This is a genomic window from Streptomyces sp. NPDC054866 (assembly GCF_053610745.1).
On the sequence record NZ_JBSGZA010000001.1, the window covers coordinates 1,120,150 to 1,141,104 of the forward strand.

The 20,955-nt window shown below is 68.4% G+C and carries 20 protein-coding genes; 14 read left to right on the forward strand and 6 right to left on the reverse strand.

Going from position 1 to position 20,955, the window contains the following annotated elements:
* Positions 1–676: 676 nt before the first annotated feature.
* Both ACWGI2_RS04705 and ACWGI2_RS04710 read right to left on the reverse strand, forming a co-directional pair.
* The gene (locus ACWGI2_RS04705) at positions 677–1,189 is read right to left on the reverse strand and encodes an NUDIX domain-containing protein (RefSeq protein WP_453693857.1); all 513 of its coding nucleotides are present in this window, start codon (positions 1,187–1,189) and stop codon (positions 677–679) included.
* Positions 1,186–2,451 (reverse strand): XRE family transcriptional regulator, encoded by a 1,266-nt coding sequence (locus ACWGI2_RS04710; RefSeq protein WP_453693858.1) that lies wholly within the window; start codon positions 2,449–2,451, stop codon positions 1,186–1,188. The genes ACWGI2_RS04705 and ACWGI2_RS04710 overlap by 4 nt, the downstream gene beginning before the upstream one ends.
* Positions 2,452–2,683: 232 nt before the next feature.
* Here ACWGI2_RS04710 and ACWGI2_RS04715 point away from each other — a divergent pair, with 232 nt between their 5' ends.
* Complete coding sequence (locus ACWGI2_RS04715) at positions 2,684–3,214, forward strand: ATP-binding protein (RefSeq protein WP_453693860.1); 531 nt, start codon at positions 2,684–2,686, stop codon at positions 3,212–3,214.
* An 11-nt stretch (positions 3,215–3,225) separates the two neighbouring features.
* Here ACWGI2_RS04715 and haaN read toward each other — a convergent pair whose 3' ends face one another.
* From haaN to haaT, 4 genes are all read right to left on the reverse strand, one after another.
* Positions 3,226–3,705 carry a cyclophane-containing RiPP N-acetyltransferase HaaN gene (gene haaN / locus ACWGI2_RS04720; RefSeq protein ID WP_453693862.1) on the reverse strand — a complete coding sequence of 160 codons (480 nt, stop codon included), beginning with the start codon at positions 3,703–3,705 and terminating at the stop codon, positions 3,226–3,228.
* Positions 3,706–3,771: 66 nt separating this feature from the next.
* Positions 3,772–4,935: an FxsB family cyclophane-forming radical SAM/SPASM peptide maturase gene (locus tag ACWGI2_RS04725; RefSeq protein WP_453693864.1), complete on the reverse strand. Its 1,164-nt coding sequence runs from the start codon at positions 4,933–4,935 to the stop codon at positions 3,772–3,774.
* A gap of 13 nt (positions 4,936–4,948) precedes the next feature.
* Positions 4,949–5,140 (reverse strand): HaaA family cyclophane-containing RiPP peptide, encoded by a 192-nt coding sequence (gene haaA, locus ACWGI2_RS04730; protein ID WP_453693866.1) that lies wholly within the window; start codon positions 5,138–5,140, stop codon positions 4,949–4,951.
* 206 nt (positions 5,141–5,346) lie between these two features.
* Positions 5,347–8,127 (reverse strand): cyclophane-containing RiPP biosynthesis TPR protein HaaT, encoded by a 2,781-nt coding sequence (haaT, locus tag ACWGI2_RS04735; protein WP_453693868.1) that lies wholly within the window; start codon positions 8,125–8,127, stop codon positions 5,347–5,349.
* Between the two features lie 656 nt (positions 8,128–8,783).
* Here haaT and ACWGI2_RS04740 point away from each other — a divergent pair.
* From ACWGI2_RS04740 to ACWGI2_RS04800, 13 genes are all read left to right on the forward strand, one after another.
* A complete protein-coding gene (locus tag ACWGI2_RS04740) occupies positions 8,784–9,263 on the forward strand; it encodes an ATP-binding protein (RefSeq protein WP_453693870.1) in 480 nt (159 codons plus the stop codon).
* Positions 9,264–9,758: 495 nt separating this feature from the next.
* Positions 9,759–10,118, forward strand: coding sequence for a hypothetical protein (locus ACWGI2_RS04745; RefSeq protein WP_453693872.1), 360 nt, complete (start codon positions 9,759–9,761; stop codon positions 10,116–10,118).
* Positions 10,119–10,519: 401 nt separating this feature from the next.
* Entirely contained in the window at positions 10,520–10,987 is a 468-nt protein-coding gene (locus ACWGI2_RS04750) for a hypothetical protein (protein WP_453693874.1), read from the forward strand.
* A gap of 297 nt (positions 10,988–11,284) precedes the next feature.
* Positions 11,285–11,791: an SAF domain-containing protein gene (locus ACWGI2_RS04755; protein WP_453693876.1), complete on the forward strand. Its 507-nt coding sequence runs from the start codon at positions 11,285–11,287 to the stop codon at positions 11,789–11,791.
* Positions 11,791–12,639 (forward strand): hypothetical protein, encoded by an 849-nt coding sequence (locus tag ACWGI2_RS04760; RefSeq protein WP_453693878.1) that lies wholly within the window; start codon positions 11,791–11,793, stop codon positions 12,637–12,639. The genes ACWGI2_RS04755 and ACWGI2_RS04760 overlap by 1 nt, the downstream gene beginning before the upstream one ends.
* On the forward strand, positions 12,639–13,967 hold the full coding sequence (locus ACWGI2_RS04765; protein ID WP_453694660.1) for a CpaF family protein: 1,329 nt from the start codon (positions 12,639–12,641) through the stop codon (positions 13,965–13,967). The genes ACWGI2_RS04760 and ACWGI2_RS04765 overlap by 1 nt, the downstream gene beginning before the upstream one ends.
* A complete protein-coding gene (locus ACWGI2_RS04770; RefSeq protein WP_453693880.1) occupies positions 13,964–14,833 on the forward strand; it encodes a type II secretion system F family protein in 870 nt (289 codons plus the stop codon). The genes ACWGI2_RS04765 and ACWGI2_RS04770 overlap by 4 nt, the downstream gene beginning before the upstream one ends.
* Positions 14,830–15,729, forward strand: coding sequence for a type II secretion system F family protein (locus ACWGI2_RS04775; protein WP_453693882.1), 900 nt, complete (start codon positions 14,830–14,832; stop codon positions 15,727–15,729). Before ACWGI2_RS04770 ends, ACWGI2_RS04775 begins: the two co-directional genes overlap by 4 nt.
* Positions 15,730–15,775: 46 nt before the next feature.
* On the forward strand, positions 15,776–15,976 hold the full coding sequence (locus ACWGI2_RS04780; protein ID WP_453693884.1) for a hypothetical protein: 201 nt from the start codon (positions 15,776–15,778) through the stop codon (positions 15,974–15,976).
* Positions 15,969–16,373: a TadE/TadG family type IV pilus assembly protein gene (locus ACWGI2_RS04785; protein WP_453693886.1), complete on the forward strand. Its 405-nt coding sequence runs from the start codon at positions 15,969–15,971 to the stop codon at positions 16,371–16,373. The genes ACWGI2_RS04780 and ACWGI2_RS04785 overlap by 8 nt, the downstream gene beginning before the upstream one ends.
* A gap of 4 nt (positions 16,374–16,377) precedes the next feature.
* The gene (locus ACWGI2_RS04790) at positions 16,378–16,824 is read left to right on the forward strand and encodes a TadE/TadG family type IV pilus assembly protein (protein ID WP_453693888.1); all 447 of its coding nucleotides are present in this window, start codon (positions 16,378–16,380) and stop codon (positions 16,822–16,824) included.
* On the forward strand, positions 16,821–17,291 hold the full coding sequence (locus ACWGI2_RS04795; RefSeq protein WP_453693890.1) for a pilus assembly protein TadG-related protein: 471 nt from the start codon (positions 16,821–16,823) through the stop codon (positions 17,289–17,291). The genes ACWGI2_RS04790 and ACWGI2_RS04795 overlap by 4 nt, the downstream gene beginning before the upstream one ends.
* Positions 17,291–19,969, forward strand: a complete 2,679-nt coding sequence (locus ACWGI2_RS04800; protein ID WP_453693892.1) for a BTAD domain-containing putative transcriptional regulator — start codon at positions 17,291–17,293, stop codon at positions 19,967–19,969. The genes ACWGI2_RS04795 and ACWGI2_RS04800 overlap by 1 nt, the downstream gene beginning before the upstream one ends.
* Positions 19,970–20,955: the final 986 nt, after the last annotated feature.

Below are 20,955 nucleotides of genomic sequence, written 5' to 3' on the forward strand. Positions count from 1 at the left end.
GCTGTGAGCCAAGGATCGGCCAAGGAACGATTGTCTTCGCTGCGCTCAGCAAGTCCTGCGTGCCGGTACCTACGGAGTCGGAAGGCCGCTCACGGACGCTGGCTCGCGCCCACGGGCAAGATCGGCGCCGGGCGGGCCATCGGTGGGTTTGACCAGCTTGCCCAAGTCGACCTTCCCGGCCGAGTATTTGCGTTGTTGGTGGTGCAGAATTGCTTCGCGGACCGGGGCACTGGTTGGCAGGACCAAGAGCATGCGGTCCAGGCGGCCGGGACGGTCCAGAGCGATGACGCCGTCTTCGCATCCCAGGTGTGGCTCACTGCGGTCCGCACCGAGCGCTGGATCGGCGGATGCCGCCGGGAACTCCTCGTCCGCACACTGATCATCGACGAACAACATCTGCGCAACGCATTGGTCACATACGAGACGCACTTCAAAATCCAACGCCCCGCACCGCGCCCTCTGCGGAGCGGCATCGTTGCGGCCGCTCCCCGATCCAGGAGTTTCAGACGACGGCAAGTTCATCCGTCGTGATCTACTCGGTGGCGTGATCCACGAACACACGCAGGTCGCATAGAGCGGCTGAGAGTTGGGCACCCACAGGCAGTGGCGGGCAGGAGGGCGGGCTAGGGTTGCCATGGCCGAATCCGCTTGCAGTGCGGCGTTCCGGAAGCAAGCGCTACGTGACTGAGGCCCCATCGTGCAGGTACCGGGGCGCGCCATCTGAGAGCGCTTTCAACGCGGCTTCGAGCCTTTTTCGCAGGCGCTCCCGCAGCGCCGCCGCAGCCTCTGCCGCCGGGGCGAATGTTAACTCGGACAGCTCTTGATCGTGTGGCCGCAGGCTGGTGATCTGGTCCTCATCGAGGGTTCCACCATCGAAGATGAGGGCGAGCTGGTCGTCCCACGGCCCGTGGGGAGCCACCCAGTCGAGGACGAGCAGGCGCAGTGACCGCAGTTCGAGGCCGAGTTCTTCTCTGAGCTCGCGCCGTGCGGCGTCGTCGGGGGATTCGTTGGCTTCGGCCATGCCTCCGGGCAGGTCCCAGCCTGGCTTGTAGGTGGGATTGACCAGGAGAATCCGACCGTCCTTGTCCCGCAACACGACGTCGGCCGCAACCCGCTTGCGGGCCTGGGCGGCGTTTCCTTCGGCGAGGTAGGCGTTCCAGGCGGCGGGGTCTGCGGGGGTGGGCCTCATGAAGCAGTACCTTTCCTGGGCGCCGGAGTGATGATGTCGGCGAGCAATAGCATTCTGGCCCGTTTCGCCTCCTCGAATCGTTCTAGGAGGTCTCGGACTGGGGGATAACGACGGCACGGGATCAGCGGTTCGCGTAGGTCCTCGAGTTGGTGGATGAGGCGAACCGACCCGAGGGTGGGATCTGCGGTGAGAAGTTTGAGGCCGGTGTCGACGGCAGCGTCGAGCTCGTCGCGGAGGAGGTGGATGCGTACCAAGGTGATGCGGCTCAGCGCCAGGGAACGGGTCCGCCCGGTCTGCCGCAGGGAGATGGCACGCTCGGCATGGAACAGTGCCTGCTCGTACTTCTCCATGTCACACAGGCTGAGCGCTGCTTCGCTGGCCAAGGCTGCGGTGTCGAACGGGCTGAGCCAGGGGTGTTCGGCTGCGGCTGTGGCTTCGAGGGCCTGATGTGCTCGGTCGAGGGCGTGGGCTGCGCGAGTCGGCTCGGATGCGGCGGCCAAGGCTCTGGCCGACATCGTATACAGCCGAGCAGTGAGCGCGGGGTTACCCGGGTGGTGGGCCGTGAGGTCGAGGCCGGTGCGGGCCCAGTGGGTGGCCGCTGCGGTGTCGCCGGTCTGGAGAGCGAGATGGCTGTTGCTGGCGGCAATGTTGGCGGCCAGTGGTGTAACGCCGGAGGTACGAGCGAGGGCGAGGGCTCGGGCGAAATGGCGGGCGGCGAGGTCGTCACGGCCGGAATCATGGGCCATCCAGCCAGCCATCTCGGTTAGGGCAGCCGCTGCGGCGAAGACCTGAGGGTTGCTGTTGGCGTCGACGAGGCGCTGGGCAACATTGTGGCTGAGGTGGCGGACGACCGCGCTGTACAAGCGCCCACCCCCGGCTTGCCGGTCGGCACTTCGAAATGCATCCACCGCCGTCAAGTCATCATCGTCCGGCGGTGTATCCAGTCCGCCTTGCGTGGGCTGGGTCGGGGCGGGCTCCCAGCGGCGCGTGGCGAGCCCGAGGAGCCGACCGGGGATGTGGAAGGCGTCCGCGATCTGCTCGAAGATGGCGAGCTTCTCCACGCGGCTCTTGCCGTTCATGTAGTCGTAGAGCCGGCCCTGGGTGATGTCGACAGCGGATGCGATGCGTCGAGTGCTGATTCCCCGGTGGTTGAGCAACCGGAACAGCGCTCCCATATCGCGCTGTGTACAGGCTGTGATAAGCCGCTCGTCACCGAGCAGCCCCGCGACCACCTCGCGCGGATCTCGCTGTGTACGGTCCATGCGCATCTCCCCGTACGGCGTGGGTCGGGACTATGACCAACGAGCTACATGTGACTCCGACTTGGGGTCACCTTGTGGAGTCTCATGGCCGTGGGTAAGGGAATTTACTGAGTTCCGCCGTTCGGATTCGCGCAATCAGCGCTTATTCACTCTGTATGGCGTGAACGGTGGCCGTTCTTATCCCAGCCTGCTGAGACGAACCACTCCACCCCCGGCCCGAGGAGCACTCCTCATGATCACCCGACGAGCCCGTATCGCTGTTGCTGGAGATCCTTCCGCTGTTGCCTACGCCCGTGATCGCATCCTGATACAGGTCACCCGGTGGGATGTGCTGATGGACGGAGACATGCGGGATGCGGTCGAGCTGGTCGCCTCGGAGCTGATCACCAACGCGGTCGTACACGGCGAAGGCATTGTCCTAGTCGGTCTGTACTACCACCAGGAGGAAGGGCGACTGCTTCTCGTTGTCCACGACGGGAAGCCCGAATCGCCCCGGCGTCAGCATGCGACGACCGACGACGAGAGCGGTCGCGGCCTGGCCCTGGTGGATTCCTTCGCCTCCCGCAATGGGTGGGAACCCACCGAGCGAGGCAAGAAGGTCTGGGCCGAGTTCGATCTTCCCGTTCCCGCGGCGACGGCTGGCCGAACAGCTCCACTAGAGCCGCGGCTGTTGGTCGAACCACCAGTAGGCACTCTGACGAACAACGAAGTCACGTCGAGACCGGCCACCCAGGCTTGGTCGTTAAGTGACCGCCCATTGTGAGGCAGTGCAGCTCACTCGGCCTCGGTTTTCACGCGATACACGACTTTCCCGTCGAACTCGGTGAACCCGAGGGCGCCATAGAAGGCGCGTGCATCCGGGTTGTCGCTGTCCGTCATCCATTCGACCCGGCTGCACCCGCGGCGCGCGGAGGCGATGGCGCGCAGCTCATCCATGAGGCGGACGCCGATGCCTTGCCGGCGGAGCGTGTCGCGGACGTACAGCTCCTTGAGGAACAGGGAGTGGGTTGATCCCGCAGAGGGCCACAGGAACGAGTAGGCGGCGAGCCCTACGACGTGGCCGTCCTCATCCTCGACCAGAAGAGCGGCGGCCAGGGGAGGTGATCCGAACAGGGCTTCCTCGACCTGCGTTTGGCGCTCTTCGTAGGGCTGGATGTCTGCGTCCGCCGTGCCGTAGAACCGCTCGATCTCCTCGATCAGTTCGGCCACCGCCTGTACGTCGCTCTTCTCGGCGGGCCGGATCTTCACGCTCATCGACGTACAACTCCTGTGGTTCGTGGTGGGTGCTGGCGGCGGGCAGCCGGCCTTCCGGCTGCCGGGCTACGGGACTGGCGAACTTGGGCTTCCCAGAGCCCAGCCGTGCCGCTGTAGAGAACCCTGCACGTGGCGGATGAGATGCGCCAGGTCGTCGCAGTAGACGGAGGGGTTCTGGTAGCTGCGCTCGGTACTGAAGCGATGCGGAAGGTACCCCCCGCCGCACACCGCCACCAATGGGCAGCGCTGGCATTCCTCCGCGAGTGTGGCTGTCCCGGCCTGCTGCCGGTGCAGGAGCTTAGGGTGATGGATGGCGGCGTCGAATGACTCGTGGAAGACATCGAGTCCGAGCCAGGAGGCGCCCTCTTCCACCGCGCGAAGGGTGTCCACCCCTTCGACGGAGCCGTCGGACTCGATGACGACGCTGGCGGGCGGGGCGAGCCCAAGGGTCTCGACCGCGCCGTGGGCACCTGAGCTGAGCGCCACGATGTCTTCGAGCATTCGAACGCTGTGTCGGTACTGGGGCTGGGCGAGCCAGGCGTCGTAGACGCGGCTCATCCACACCCCGTACTCCGGAATGGTTGGGTCGTTCCGTTCCGGCGGTGTGTCATGCGTCCGGTGGGGCAGCCCGAAGTCGATGACCGGGGGTTCGAACGAAGCGAGGTAGTCATGCACCTCCACGGGATCGTTCGCGAGATCCACCACCGCAAGCAGCCCAGCGAAGAGCTGTGGTCGGGATCGCAGCAGCTCAATGCCCCGGACTGCCGAGGCCACGCTCGATCGCGAAGCGTGCGTGAGCCGGTGTCGGTCGTTGGCGGCAGGAGGACCGTCGAGGCTGACGCCCACGGTCACCGCGTACTCCTCGAAAAGATCGAGCCACGCCTCCGACACCAGCGTCCCGTTGGTCTGCAGCTCGAAGCGGACCTCGACGTCCGAGGGGATGCCGTCCTTCAGTACGTGGAGGAGGGCGCCCAGATGCCGTGGCCCGGCGAGCAGAGGCTCGCCGCCATGAAGCACGACATGGACGGTCTGCAGCTCATATATGGCTACGTGCTCTGCGATGCGTCGGGCTGCAGCCTGGGCTACTTCCACACTCATACGGGCAGGCAGACTCCGCCACGCCTGGTCCTTTGAGTTGAATACGTAGCAGTAGTCACAGTCGATGTTGCAGCGGTTCGCGACCTTCAGAATGAAGGTGCGGAACGGCGTAGGGGAGTGCTTCGGCGTCATCGAGCAGGAGCGATTACAGCGGCCAGGGCCAGGTCACTGAAGCGGCATGCGCGCCGTCCCCGGTTCGGTACGACGCCGACTGCTCGGTTGCCAGGCGGTGATGCACGCGGGTGGCGACACGGTCCAAAACCTCAGGCAAGGACGCGACCTCTGGGGCCTCCGGGCTGGAGGACACAGGAGGGAGAACAGTGGTGCTGGGCGTCATACATCACTCCTCACGACAAGCGCGCCGAGCATCTGTACGAACCCTGAACTCGGCGCAAGTAGAGGGCAGTTAGCGCTGTGATCAACTGGCAACGTAGCACCAACGTCTTGCGCAGCGGGATATCGAAACTGGCCACGCGCTCTGGCTCGAAACTCGAGCTCGTCTCTCTCGTGACCACCCCGCACCAGCGCGCCGCTGAGCCTCGCTCAGCCAGTCTGCGTCGCCAGTAGCCGCTCCATCTCAGCGGCCGCGCCAGCTACTCCCAACTGCAGGTAGACCGCATGGGCTTCACGCAACGGACCCTCGGAACCGACACGATCACCCTCTGCTAGCGCGCACCGGCCGATTCCTTCCAAAGCGTGCGCCACCTCCAGTGGGCACTGGACTTCTCGCGCGAGCCGCAGCGCCTCACGGAAGCGTGCGAGTCCAGGACTCGGCTCGCCGGAGCTGCTTTGCAATACACCCCAGTGGTTCAGGACCTCCGCCTCCCCGCATCGATCGCCCAGCTCACGCAGAATCCCCAGGCTCTGCTCGAACGTTGCCGCAGCGCCTGATGCGTCCCCGGCAGCTGCCCGCGCGGCTCCCAACTCGCCCAGTGAGGCCGCTTCGCCGCCTCGGCTACCGAGCTCGCGGTAGATGGCCAGCGCCTCCTCCTGCGCACCAACGGCCTCCACCGCGCGCGCTGCCTGGCGCGCCAGCACGCCCAGGTGCCGGATGCTGTTGGCCCGGCCGAATCTGTCTCCCAGCTCGGTGTAGTACTCAAGCGCCTGTTCGTGAGCCTCTCGGGCGCCGTCGGCATCGCCAGTCAGACGGCGTACTACGCCCAGCTCGTTGAGTGCATAGGCTTGGTGATCGCGATCGTCGAGCTCGCAGTAGATGTCGTACGCCTCGCGGTGCCGTTGCCCGGCCAGCGTGTAGTCACCCATGAGGCAGTGCACCACGCCGAGGTCGCGCAGTGAGTTCGCCTCTCCGTAGGGGTCGTTGAGCTCCCGATAGAGACGTAGCGCCTCTGTTTGTGTCTCAAGCCCCTCTCTGAAGCGGCTTGTCTGGCGCAGCACCATCCCCAAGTCAGCGAGTGCGTTGGCCTGTCCTAGCTGGTCGTCCAGCTCACGGAAGATCGCCAGGGCTTCTGTCTGGGAGCGTGCAGCGGCTTCGTTGTCGGCCGTCATGTAGCCGACGATGCCGACCTGGTTCAGTGCCTTGGCCTTGCCGCGCAGATCGCCGATGGCCTCGTATTCCGCGACTGCCTCGTGCAGGGACCTCGCGGCCTCTGCGTAGCTGGCCATGAAGCGGCGTACGACTCCGAGCTCGGCCAGCGCGTCGGCAAGCCCCTGCCGGTCTCCGGTTCGCCGGGCAGCCTCTGCGGCGACCCGGTGGAGGCCGGCGGCCTGGTCCCAAGGCCCTGCGTGCCGCAGGAAGGGTGCCAGGGCCGCGGCAAGCCGGATGACCATAGGGTGCAGCGCCAGGGAGTCCGCCTGCTCGATGCAGGCCAGCATGTTGGCGCGCTCGACCTCCAGCCATCCAAGGGCATCGTTCCGTGTCCCCATGACGGGAACCTCGACGGTCGGAGTGCCGCCGCCTGACGGAGCGGGCGGGGGAGATACGCCGTCATCCGCACCGCTTCGGACGATGTGCGTGTTCGCGTCGGCGAGGGCGGCCAGGTAGTAGGTGCCCACGCGCTCGACTGCCTGTGCCTGGGTCATGCTGTCCTCCTCGTCGGCGAGGCCGCGGGCGTAGTCGCGTAAGAGGTCGTGCAGCCGGTAGCGGCTCTCCGGGTTCTCGTCGATCAGATGGTCGTCGTAGAGCGCATCGAGGTGCCGGCGGGCATTCGTAACGGATGTCGAGTCAAGCGCAGCACTGACATATGCGTCAATGTCCGCACCTGGGTGAAGGCTGAGTCTCCGGAAGAACCGCTTTCGTGCCTCCGGCAGATCCTGATAGGAGAGATCAAACGTCGCGCCCACTGCCCGTTCACCGGCTCGGAGCTCCCCCAGCCGGTCCCGTGTTGCCAGCAACCGCGTCCGCAGATCTTCCACACTCCAGGCTGGTCGGTGTCGCAAGCGCGCGGCAAGGAGTGACACCCCCAGTGGCAGATACCCGCACAGCTGGACCAGTTCCTCCAGCACCGTCGGGTCGAGGTCCTCCGGCGCTCGCCCACTGAGTTGCGTGAACAAGCTGATTGCATGATCCGGTGGTAGCGCCTCGACGGCCATCACCACTTCTTCGTGCGCCGCCAATCGTCGCCGACTGGTGACAAGCACCAGACACCCGCTTCCGCCGGGCAGCAGCGGTTCCAACTGCCGGTAGCTGGCTGCGTTGTCGAGGATGAGCAAAGCTTTCCGCCCGGCCAACCGACTCCGCCACATGGCGGCTCGTGCCTCGGTGACGGCACCGATGTCATCCCCAACCGGAATCTGCTGTGTGGGTACTCCGGTGGCCGCCAGCAGCGAAGCGAGCGCCTCCGTTGCCTGCACCGGGCTCCGCCCCGGCGTGTGCCCGTTCAGATTCACGAAGAGTTGCCCGTCCGGAAACTGGTCCGCGAGCGCGTGTCCGGCATGAACGGCGAATGTCGTCTTGCCGACGCCGGGCATTCCATCGATCACGTGAACCGGCAGGGATTGCCCACGCGCTTGAGAGGAATCCACGGACTGCCTCAACCGCTCGAGTTCAACGGAGCGGTTGGTAAACGCGGTGGTGTCCCGAGGCAGGGAGCGAAGTACCAAGGCTGCGCCCGGCGGCCCGGTTGCGTCGTCCGGTCGGACTACCGGCTCCGTTCGCCCGCTCTCCGCCCCTATGTCGGAGAGGGCGGCGAGCGCTGCGGTTAAGACGACCAACGCTATGCCCAGCAGGGCAAACGACAACCAGGCGTGCCGCTGCATCCAGCCGAGCCAGGCGGGCCAGTTCGACGTCTCTGACACGGCGTTCGTGACGAGCCCGACGAGCATGGTTGTCGCCGCGCCGCCGCCGGCCACGACGGCGATTGCCATGCCGCGTCTCATTCTCATGAGCTCACCGCATGGCCGCCGTCAGACGTTGAGGGCACAAGTAAAGCCAGCCCAGACAAGAAGAACCCCCGAAATTGACACCGCGACGTGCCAAGCGCACCAGTCGCCCCTCGGTTGGTCAAGAGCGTCCTCGGTCGATTGTCGCGGTCCAGGCGCATGAGAGGGACGAAATGCGGTCCGGAGACGAGGTAGCGAGGATGCCCAGCCCGCGAGCAGCGGGGGCCTCTGTGAGCTGTTTCCGGGTCGATCTGAGTTAGATCGAAGTGGGCTCCAAGTTTTAGGCCAGTGAAAAGGGGCGGTCAGTTGCTGTGGGGCCCATGGCCGGCTGAGGAATCAGAGCCGGCGAGCGCTGCGTGCTTCTTCGGAGCCGGTCGGCGAGGACTCCGGCAGTGTCGATCACTTCGGGTCAGGGTGTTCCGCTCTTGTCTAAGCGGCCGGTGTGGTGGTCGCGGTCCAATGCCGCGACCTCGGGAGGCCGCCATGATTCTGTCCCTGCCACTCTCCGGGGCGCTCTTGCTGAGCGCGCTGTCTGTCTCGGCTGCGTGTGCGCTGGAGGACGTACGAGTGTGCTTTCGCCGTGGGTCTGGTCGTCACCGCCGCGTGGGAAGTGGTCGTCATGCACAGCGCGGAGGTGCGCGATGAAGCCAGGAGTGGGGCGCGGCGCGCCCGAATCTCGGAAGCTCTACAGCTGGGGCACGGGTGTCGAGAATCCGGTCGGGCAGGCGCGTGCCGTTGTGTGTGCCGAGTTCGCCAGGCTGGGCGTGCCGGGGGATGTCGCCGAGAATGCTGTGCTTGCGGTCTCGGAGCTTGTGGCCAACGCCGTCGAGCATGCGTGTGGACCGTACGTGGTCAGCTTGAGGCAAACGGGGCGTGAACTGCTCTGCGAGGTACATGACGGGTGTTGCCGCATGCCCGTAGTGACCTCGGTCCTCTCGTCCGTGCCGTTCGAGCCCCGGGAGGTTGACCGGGGTGGCGGCCTGGACGCCCTGTGCGAGGCACTGTCTGAGCGCGGGCGGGGCTTGGGGATCGTGAACTACCTAAGCCGGGGGAGCTGGGGCGTTCGCCGGACCTCGGGAGGTAAGTGCATCTGGGTGGACGTGCGTTCGTGCAATAACTGAGCGAGAGCGGCGGACGTTGTGATGTTGACGTTCGCCGCTCTTGCTTGGTGCCAACTCTCTATGGCTTGTCGCGAGCCGCTTGAAACCGCGAACTCGCCTTCGCTTCAGCCTGGTTGGGGTGACAGCACCGGGCTCTCCTTGACGCGACCCACACCGTAAGAGTGAAAGGGAAGCGATCCCTCCGCAGTGCGTTTAACGCACCGTAAACCTGGGGCATGACGGGTCCACCACCTGGTGACCATGCGTGCACACCGTGTAATGCGTGGCTGGTGAGAGCGGGGGCGTATGACAACAAGGAAGAGAACGCGCGGGGCGGCAACAGCTCTTTGCGCCGTAGGGCTGGCGCTCGGTCTGAGCGCGTGCGCGGAGGACGCGCCTGGCCCGAAGGGCGCGAGCGCTTCGCAGGCTGTTAGCGCAACGACATCGCCTCCTCCATCCTCGTCGCCGTCCCCTGCGCGCGAAGGGGAGGGTAAGGCGATCGCGACGTACAGGGCGATGTGGGAGGACGCCGCGGCTGCTTCGCGTACGTCCGACCCCAAGCACCCTCGGCTCAATGACCATGCCAAGGGCGATGCCCTGAGCCTGCTGCGCTACATGATGGAGCAGACACGCAAGAAGGGGGTCACCAGTCGGGGCGCGGCCAGCATCGCGCCGACGGTGGCGAAGTCGAGCAAGGCTGAACTCGAATTGTTGGATTGTGTCGACGGGTCCAAGTGGGTGCAGGTGAAGCCGACCGGTTCCCCTGACGGCGTCGGGGGCGCGCACTACCGCACCGAGGCGATCGTCACCTTCAAATCCGGGAAGTGGATGGTCTCCGAGCTCTACTGGGGGGAGGCGGGATCATGCATGGACTGAGGCCCCGTCTCTTGGCGAAGACCGCGGCCGCCTTCGTTGTGGCGTCGTCAATGCTCGGGGCGCTGACTGGTCCAACTCGCGCTAGCGCCGATGGGGACCCCAGCATGGATGTTGCCACGGGCGTGAAGTGCCATGCAGGTAGGTGTGGTGTCGGTGCGGCGTCCAAGGCACGCCCTCCATATCCGGGGCGCCCGGGTGGTGGCTCTGCTTCCGGGGGCTCGGCGGCGACGGGCAGAGGTGCGAGTTCTGGAAGTGGCGCGGTGGAGTGGAAGCGTCGGCCGGGCCAGATGTACGGTCCGCGCGGGGTGCCCCTGCCCGGGCAGAACTTCGCTGAACCGGATGACAAGGAGCCGCCTGCCAGGAAGAAGGGCGGCGGCGGGGCTCGTCCGGAGCCTGCTGTCGTGGCGCAGCAGGCGGTGCGGGAGTTGGTGCTGCCTGATCCGGAGATTCGGACCAATCCTGATGAGACGTATGCCCAGTTGGTGCGTGTGCCGACGTGGATGTGGTTGGACCGGGTGATGTGGAAGCCGGTGTCGGAGACTGCGAAGGTGCCGGGTGTGTCGGTGACGGCCACGGCGATACCGCGGAGCGCGACGTGGCGCATGGGTGACCGCAAGACCGTGGTGTGCCAGGGCGCGGGGACGGCGTACTCGGCGAAGTACGCGGCAGATTCCGAGTCTCCGGACTGCGGGCACACCTACATGCGGTCGTCGGCGGGGCAGCCGAAGGAAGCGTTCACGATTTCGGTGACCGTCACCTGGGATGTGGAGTGGCACGGCGGGGGCGAGCAGGGGGTTATTCCGGGGCTTCAGACGCAGGCGCAGATGGCGTTGCGGGTGGCTGAGGCGCAGGCGTTGGTCGTGTCCTGACCTTCTGGCAGGGCGGGTGTATCGGGCGCCGGTGCCGGTGCCGCAGGGTCTCTCTTTGATCGAGTGGGGTGGAGTGTGGGTACCTCTATGTCTTCTTCCGGGTCCGCGGGCGTGAACGGTGGGTGGGCGGCGCTGCATCCGCCTCGCCGGCCGGTTGATGCGCCGCCTTCCGGTGACGGGCTGGTGGGGGCGCGACGGCGTTGGCGGCCCGGCCTTGTCGCCCTGGGTGTGGCGGGAGCGGTCGCGTGTGCGGGCGGGGCCGCGTGGATGGTGGGTAACGCGGGGGAGAGGAAGCCGGTGCTGTCCGTGGTGGGGCCGGTCGCTGCGGGCGAGGTGATCGAGGAGCGCGATGTCGGCGTCGTACGGCTTGGCGTGGATGATGCAAAGCAGGTGGTTCCGGCCGGGCGGCGTGCGGCGGTGGTCGGGCGGCGGGCCGTGGTGCCGTTGACGGCTGGGCAGTTGCTCGCGCCCGGGCAGGTAGGGGACAGGGCGGGATTTCCTCCTTCGGGTATGGCCTTGGCTGTGGTCGGTGTGGAGGCGGGAATGCTGCCTGCCGGTCTGGCGGCCGGGCAGCGGGTTGCTGTCGTGCCGGGCATCGAGCCGGGCGGCCGTGCGGTGGCGGAGGAGGACGCGAAGCTGCCCGATCCGGTCCTTGGCGTGGTCAGTGCGGTGGGGCGGCCGGAGTCGGCGTCCGGCAAGGGTGCGGTGACTGTGCTGGTGGAGGGGGCGGCGGTGCGGCGGGTGGCGCAGATGCTCGAGCCGCGGATCGCGGTGCTGAGCGAGTCGGTCAAGGAGGTGTCGTGATGCGGCAGATCGTGGCCCTGGGCTCGTTCAAGGGGGCGCCGGGGGTGACCACGCTGACCTTGGCGCTGGCCGCGGCATGGCCGCTTGATGGCGGGCGGCCGGTTGTGGTGGAGGCGGACGCGGACGGTGGCGATCTCGCCGTGCGGTTCGGCCTGCCGGATGTGGCGGGGCTGCTCGCGCTGGCGGCCGGCGCTCGACAGGGCGGAACGGAGCGGGTGCCCGCAGAGCTCGACGGCTGCGCGCAGGACGTCGCGGGCAGCCTGCGCGTCGTGGTGGCCCCGACGGGAGGACAGCAGGCTGCGCCCTGCGTGGCGGAGATCGCGGCGTGCCCGTCGGTGTTGCGTGGGGGGAGCGACAGCAAGGGGGTGGTGCTGCTTGATCTGGGACGCCTGGGCGGTGGCCGGTCGCAGGAGCTGGCGCGCACGGCGGACCGGGTGGTGTTGGTGGCCCGGGGTGAGGCGGACGCGCTGGCGCAGGTCGCGGCACGTCCGCAGTGGCTGGAGGCGCTACGGCCGGAACTGGTCGTGGTGGGAAAGTGCCGTTACTCCGAGCCTGACATGGCCCAGGCCCTGCGGATGGAGCGGGAGCGGATCCACGTGCTGCCGTGGGATGTAAGGGCGGCGGCTCTGCTGATCGGCGCCGCCCACATGCCCCCACGGCGCTGGGCTCGCGCCCCCCTGTCCAGGGCCGCGGCAGACTTGGCCCGCCAGCTGGCCGGGGCTGGCAGCGAGCCGGGACGCAGCGGCCTGTGCGGTGAGCTCGCCCAGCTCGGCTCCCCGGCCCTACCTCCTCAGCCGCCCGGCTGGCCCGCCGTGCTGCCTTCGGTGCAGAGGGGCGAGATGCCGTGATGGACAACATCCTGGAGGAGCAGCACACCGCCGAGAGGTTCCGGGAGAACATCGCCCAGACCCTGACGGGTTTTGCACACTCCCGAAGTGAGGCCGGGCTGCCCGTCCAGAGCGGCGGGGAACGACGCGTGCTGGCGCAAAAACTGCTCGCCGATGAGATCGCCTCCCACAACCAGGGACGGCTGCGGGTGGGCCGGCCCGCCCTGCAGGACGGCGAGCGGGAAGCCCTGGAACGCGCAGTGATGGAGGCGCTGTTCGGCCTCGGCCCGCTCCAGGAACTCCTGGAGGACGAGCGGATCGAGAACATCCAGATCAACGGCGCGGACCAGGTCTTCGTCCGCTACGCCGACGGCAGTGAGGAGCAGCGCGCCCCGGTGGCCGCCTCCGACACAGAACTCATCGACCTCGTACGGCAGATCGCGGCCCGATCGGGCCTGGAGGAACGGCGCTTCGACCGGGGCTCGCCGAGCCTGAACGTCTGCCTGCCGGACGGTTCGCGGCTGTTCGCGGTGATGGCCCTCTCGCACCGGGTGGGACTGACGATCCGCAGGCACCGCTTCAAGCGGGTGTCGATGGACGACCTGGTCGATCGTCTCGGCGTGTGCGACCGGCCGCTGGCGGCCTTCCTCACGGCACTGGTGCTGGCCCGCAAGAACATCATCATCGGGGGCGGAACCAACGTCGGGAAGACCACCGTGGCCAGAGGGCTGGCCTCGGTCATCGCACCGCACGAACGGCTGGTGACGATCGAGGACACCCTCGAACTGGGCCTGCACGAAGACCCCGTGGGCCACCGCAACGTGATGGCCCTGCAGGCGCGCGAGGCGAACCTGGAGGGCGAGGGAGCCGTCGACCAGGCGGAGCTGGTGCGCTGGGGACTGCGCATGTCCCCGGACCGGGTGATCGTCGGGGAGATCCGCGGGGCGGAGGTCGTACCCATGTGCAACGCCATGAGCCAGGGCAACGACGGCTCCCTGTCCACGATCCACGCCTCCACCTCGCGCGGGGTTTTCACCAAGCTCGCCGCCTACGCCGCCCAGTCCCCCGAACGGCTCTCGCTGGAGGCCACGAACCTGCTGGTTGCCTCGGCCGTGCACTTCGTGGTCCACCTGGGCTGGGACGTGCAGGGGCGCCGCGCCATCGACTCCATCCGCGAGGTCGTGGACGCGGATGGCACACAGATCGTCTCCAACGAGATCTACCGGCCCGGCCCCGACCGGCGAGCCGCGCCCGGGGCGCCGCTGCGCCTGGAGACCCTTGAGGACCTGGTGAACGCCGGACTGGACGTGGAGCTGATGCGCGGCGAGCGGCGGGGGAGCATTTCATGACCCACAGTGTCTTGATCGGCCTGCTGCTGGGCGCGGGATTCGCGCTCTTCGCAGGGACGATCGTGTACGGGGTGCGCCCGCACCCGCGCGACGAGAATCCGGCGCGACGGTGGCAGCTGCCCTGGAAAGAGAACGGGCGGCAGTGGATGCGGGCCGCGGCGGGCGGCATCCTGGCCGCCGCGGTCACCGGCTGGCCGGTGGCCGGGCTGCTCACCCTCGCGGGCGTGGTGGCCCTGCCCCGCCTGCTGGGCCGGGACAAGCAAGCCGCAGAGCGGACGGGCAGGCTCGAAGCGGTCGCGGTCTGGGCCGAGATGCTGCGCGACACCCTCTCGGCGGCGGCCGGACTGGAACAGGCGATCCTGGCCACGGCGCCCGTCGCCCCACCGGCCCTGCGCGAGGAGACGGCCCGCCTGGCCGCCGCCATCGACCACGGTCGCCCGCTGGGCGAGGCGCTGCGCACCTTCGCCGACGACGTGGACGACGCGACCTGCGACATGGTCACCGCCGCACTCGTCCTGGCCGCCGAACACCAGGCCCGCCAGCTTGCGCCGCTGCTGGGTCAGTTGGCGCTCTCCACGCGCGAGCAGGTGACCATGCGGCTGAAGACGGAAGCCGGGCGGGGCAGGGTGCGGACCTCGGTGCGCGTCATCACCTGCACCACCCTGGGCATGGCAGCCGGGCTGGTGCTCCTCAACCGCCCCTACCTCGACCCCTACACGACCGCCGAGGGGCAGCTTGTTCTTGCCGGGGTGGGCGGTCTGTTCTCGCTCGCCTTCTGGTGGCTGATGAAGATCGCCACCCTGGAAGAAGAGCCCCGGGTCCTCAAGGGCGCCCGCCCGGCACCCAGGGAGGTGGCGGCCCGGTGACGGCGATCCTCCTCGGCTTTGGGCTCGGCGGCTTCCTGGCCCTGACCGTGTACGGCATCAACCCGCCGCGCGCCTCACTGGCCCACACCCTGGCCCAACTCGGCAGGACTCCGGCTCCTCCTTCCGCGGTGCCCCGCACGGGGGAGGCGGACGGGTGGGCAGCGCGCCTCGGGCTGCGCGCGGCACCGGCATTGAAGGCCTGCGGGCTGCCCACCGACCGACTGCGCCGGGACCTGGAAATCGCGGAGGTGCCCGTCGAGCGGTTCCTGGCCGAGAAAGCCACCGCCTTCCTGGCCGGCGTCCTCGCACCGAGCCTCGCCTCCTTGCTGTGGTGGGCTCTGACCGGGAGCGGCTGGGGATGGCAGTTCTCCGCGATCGCCTCCCTCTCCACCGGTGCCGTGCTGTTCTTCACGCCGGACCTGGCCGTCCGGGCCACGGCCAAGCGGCGCCGCAAGGAACTGCGCCACACCCTGTCGGTCTTCCTCAACCTGGTCGTCATCGCCCTGGCCGGCGGCGCCGGGATCCACCAGGCCCTGGCCGATGCCGCAGCCGGTCCGCAGGGCTGGGGTGCGGCCCAGCTGCGGCGCGCGCTGATGGCCGCGGATGTGGGACGCCGGAACGTGTGGCACGAGCTGGGCGAACTCGGCTCCCGCACCGGGGTCCAGGAGCTGGCGGAGCTCGCGGCGACGGTTTCCCTCGCCGGCAGCGAGGGAGCCAAGATCCGTATTTCGCTGGAGGCCAAGGCCGCCGCGATGCGCACCCGCGGTCTGGCCGAAGCCGACGGCGCCGCACAGTCCGCGACGGAACGCATGTCGCTGCCCGTCGTCGTGCTCTTCGCGGGCTTTCTGGTCTTCATCGGCTACCCGGCTCTCGAAAACGTGCTGGTCGGACTCTGAGAACCGATTCGGAGCACCACATCCCTGCTACGGAATGGAGCTTGCTGTGATCACTCGCTCAACCACTCCCCGCACCCGCCGCATCCGCGCCTGGAAACGGAGCGTGCGCCGGGGCATGGCCCGCGATGCCGGGTACTCCACGGAGACGGTGCTCGTCACCGCGCTGCTCGCGGTCATGGGCATCGCCGTCATCGGGATCATCGTCGCGAAGGTGACCGCGAAAGCCAACGGGATTGATCTTGGCTAGGCGTCGTCGGCTGCGGCCCCGCAGACGGCCGAAGGACCGCGGGGCCGCGACTACCGAACTGGTGCTGGTGGTGCCGCTGTTGATGTTCCTGCTGCTGTGCATCGTGCAGTTCGCCCTCGCCCTGCATGCTCAGCACGTCGCGCAGACAGCAGCCTCCCGAGGACTGGCCGCCGCCCGCGCGCAGGACGCCACCTCGCAAGCCGGCAACGCGCGGGCGGCGGCCACACTGCGCCTGCTGGGCGACCGATTGCTGCAGCACCCGACGGTGAACGTCAGCCGGGGCGGGGAAAGCATCGAGGCGCGGGTGGAGGGAGAGGTCGCCGCGGTGGTGCCGGGGCTCCACCTGCGGGTGGCCGGGCACGCTGCGGGCCCGGTGGAGAGATGGACGGTGAGGTGAGCGCATGTACCCCTTCGTCCGCCCGCGCTCTCGCCTTTGCCCTCGCTTTCGTCCTTTACGGGATGCGGGGGCGGCCACGACCGAACTTGTTTTGGTGACCCCCCTGCTGATCCTGCTGGCGCTGATCGCCGTGGCCTTCGGCAAGCTCGCCGGTGCCCGCCTGGACGCCGACGAAGCCGCCCACCAGGCCGCCCGCGCCGCCTCGCTGGCCCGCTCATCCGGCGAGGCACGCACTGAAGCGGCCGGTGCAGCCACCCGCAGCCTGGCCGGTGCCGGCTCCTCTTGCACGAGCCCGCGGGTCCGTCCCGCTCTGGGCGGCTTCACCCCCGGAGGTGTGGTGCGGGTGACCGTGACCTGCCGGGCCGCGCTGGACGTACCGGGCATGCGCAGCGTGGACGTCACGGCGTCGGCCTCCTCCGTCGTGGACCTGTATCGAGGAGTTCAGACATGAGCCCGACGAGCGGCGCGCACACCCGGCGGCGCGGCCTGCACGGCGACTCGGGGCAGGTCACCGTGGTCGTCGTGGTGTCGGTGGCCGGCCTGTTCCTGTTCGCAGGACTGGTCATCGACGGCGGACTCGCCCTGGCGGGCAAGGTGCGGGCCGCCGACACCGCCCAGGAGGCCGCCCGCGCCGGCTGCCAGGAAGTCGACCTCGACCATCTGCGCGCCACCCACCGCCTACGCCTGGACGCACCTACAGCCCGCACGGCAGCCCGCGCGCGCATCACAGGAGTCGGCGACACCGGCCGTGTCCGCGTCCAGCAGGATCAGACGCAGGTCACCGTCACGCACACCCAAAAGACGCAAGTCCTCTCCCTCATCGGTCTGGACCGGCTCACCACCACCGCGTCCGCCACCGCACACATCCAACGCGGCGCCACCACACCCTGGGGCGAAGGCGGGGAGGGGCCCTCCTGATGCCTGTGCCCGCCCCGCCACGCCGCACAGCTCACCGGCTGGCCGCCGTCGCGCGCTTCCTCCTGTCCGGCAGTGCGCTTGCTGCTGCCGTGGCCGGCATCCCGTACGCCCTGACCGTGACCGTGGGAATGCCCTGGCCGGAGCAGGTCGCCTCGCTCGACGACCTCCTGCGGCGGCTGGAGCAGCCGGTCAGCGACCCCTTCATGCTCCAGGTCCTGGCGCTGGTGGGCTGGGTGTGCTGGACGTACTTCATTGCCCTCCTGCTGCGCGAGTCACTCTGGCTGCTGGGGCGCTTGCCCGTGCTTGCCGCGGACGCGGCGCTGCTGCGACGGCGTGCCGCATCGTTGCCCGCCCACCGAGCGGCTGCCGTACTTCTTGTAGGTACCCTGCTCCTTGCGTTGATCGGGATGTGGCGGTTGCCCGTCGCGCACGCCTCGAACACTGCCGCGGGCCCTGCCCTCTCGGTGGTCGCGGCTACGGCGCCTCAGCATGTTCCGCCCGCGAGAGCGGCCAGAGCCGAGTACACCGCGTACACCGTCCGGAGCGGCGACACGCTCTGGGACATCGCCGACAGGCACCTCGGTGACCCGATGCTGTGGCCAAAGATCTACCAACTGTCCTGTGCCATCCGGCAGTCCGACGGCCAGTTGCTCTCTGACCCCGACCTCATCGTGCCCGGCTGGCAGCTGCACCTGCCTCGGATCGAGTCTCCCGCCCCGGCACCCGCGCCCAATTCACCTCGGCCACCGGCTGACCCGCCTCCGCCCACCCCGCCCCAGGCTCCTGAGCCCACGGGAGAGCAGTCCAACGGCCATGGCAAAGGCGGCGACGAGCGCCGCGACGAAGAGCGGCCCACGGGTCGCGTGGAGCGCGCGCACAGCCGGGCCCAGGAGCAGCGGCCGGCCACCATCTCAGTCGGTGTCGCCTCGGCTATCGGTGTCACGACTGCGGCCGGTATCGCCGCGGCGATCGGCTTCGCCCGGTGGCACGCGGCCCGCCGCCGTGCACCACGCCTGGAGACGCTCGCCGCCCCCTTGGCAGACGACGACCTCCTGCTGAGCGATGCGCTGGAGCGCAGCAATCAGGCCCACCTGGCGACCCTCGCCGCCCGCCACCACAACCCCGAGACCGTCCCGCGTCGCACAGCCCCAGCCGAACCCCAGGTGCCGGGAACCGTTACCGTCGCCGCGCACAACGGAGTGGAAGTACGCGCCGACTCCCTGGCCGTCCCGGGCGGTGTGCATCTGACGGGTCCGGGCGCCGATGCCGCAGCCCGCCATCTGGCGATCGCCATCGCCAGCGCCGCCGAACGGCTGCGCCCAGCTCCACCCCGGGTAAGGCTGATCACCCCCGCGGCCACCCTGCGCCGACTGCTGCCCACGGCCGCGCACGATGCCCTCTGCGCCTGGACGGTCACCGACACCGCGACTGAGGCCTTCGAGACGGCGGAGCATGCCCTGCTGGGGTGCTCCCGTCACGAACAGCACTTCGACGCCCTGTCGTTGGAACGCAACGGCACCGCACTGCACATTCTCTTGGTGGACGGGGCAGTCGACGACCCGGCTCGCCTGCACGCACTGGCGTCCGCGAACGCATGCCACCTCACCGTCATCACTCTTGGCCCCCACCATGAGTACGGGAATCGGCTCACCGTTGCGGCCGACGGTACGGCGAACGGACCTCTCACCGCCCTGGACAACGCCGTCATGTTCCTCCTGGCACCTGACGTGGCGGCCGAGTTCCTGGACACGCTGCGCGCCGCTCACGGACGGTGGACCGCCCCGGCGGAGCCTGACGACGAACCAGAAGAAGAACGAGCACCGGAACAGGTACCTGCCCCGGTGCCGCAGCAACCACCTCCAACAAGCCGCCCCGCCGCACCGGCGCCGACGCACGAGCTGCACCTCCGTCTCCTGGGCGGCTTCAAGCTGTTCGTGCACGGCAAGGAATGCGCGCTCACCGACACGCGAAAAGAAGAGACCCGGGAATTCATCGCCTTGCTCGCTGCACACCCGGAGGGGCTGCGCGGCGAGGAAATCGCCGAGAAGATGCAGCTCTCCGACGACCCGGTGGCGGCAAGAGCGGAAGTCGAGAACCTGCGGCGCGCCGCCCGCCGCGTCTTCCGGGGAGCCACCGGGCAAAAGGAAGTGGCCTTCGTTCTGCTCAGCGGACAGGTGCACAAGCTCGACCCGCAATACATCACCACCGACACTGCTGCCTTCACTGACGCGCTCAAGCAGGCCGCCGCAGCCGACTCGACCTACGCGAGAGCCGACGCTCTCGGGCGCGCGACGGACATCTACCAGGGGCCGCTGTGTGACGGCTCCGACTACCTGTGGGCCCACGGCCTGCGCGCCGCGCTCCACCGGCGTGCCCTGGACGCGCTGATGCTGCTGGCCGAGCACATGGCCCAGCACTCCGCCGACGCTGAGCCCGCCCTCGCGCTTCTCAACCAGGCCGCTGACCTCGACCCGGAGAACGAACGCGTCTACCGCCGGATCATCCAGCTGCAACTCGTCCTGGGTCGCGACGATGCGGCACACCGCACCTTGGGCCTGCTAACCGAACGCCTCGCCGCCATCGACGCCGAACCCGAGGCCGCGACGCTGGCCCTGTTGCAGGAGAGCAACCCGCCCAACCCGAGGGCCTCAACCGCCAAAACCACCGTCAGACGCTGAGTCCTCCTGCACGTCCCGACCACCGTCCCACCACGGGGAACCACTCCGCCGTCCTGCTTGGACAAGAGCACCCCATGCCTGCATACGCCCAGGCCACGGCCCGATCCGCCACAGCGGACCGGGCCAGCCTGCATATCGGTACAAGCATCTGTCCCGATCTGCTCGCGCCGGCTGCCCCCCCTCTCCGCTCACCTGCGTTCAGCTATCTCCTCACCTGCTCTCACCCGCCTTTCCTCCTTCGCATGCTTCCTCTCTTCTCGTCCCTCCCTTCCTTCCTCCTCCTCTTAATCACTCCCTGAGTTCGGCCGCCGGCGTCCGGCCCGGCGGGGCAGGAGCCGGGACGCGGCAGGCAGCGCCAGCCGAGTGCCCTGACCGCAGATTCGTGCACGCATTCGAAGCAGATCGGCGCCGGCGGCGCAGACCGCCTCTGATCGCGTCGTGAACTCGGCCGCGCACGACGCAAGGCGTCGAGAGCGCCGGAATTCACCTGTAATTGCGTCGCCAATTCACGAGAATTCCAGCATTACCGAGCCGGGATAGGGCTTCAGGTCGGCCGCAGGTCGAGCTATATTTAAATTGTTCCCGAAAAGGCCGGGAATGGAAATCCGCAAAAGGCGTCCACTCGATATCGAACGACGGGTGGAGTGTGTCCAGAAAGCGAAAGGAAGGAATTCAAAGAGAGGTGCATGCAGCCGGGCGCACCCTGCGCGATGACAGACGCGCGACGACCTGATCGAGGCCTCCCGGACCTCCGCCGCCCCCGGCGCCTGACGGGCGGACGCCCCCCTGGCCCGATCACTGCCTGCAGGCTCCCAACCCCCGTGCCAGGCACCGGAGTCGACTCCCGGTCGCACCTGGCACGAACCCCCACCCGAATTCTCCTTAAGACGTGAGAGGAGTGCTTCGCCATGGCCGAATCCACCCCGCCCCCTGCCCCTGCCCCCATCCCGGCGCCCGCCGCGCTGGCCAAGGCCCGCCCCGGACAG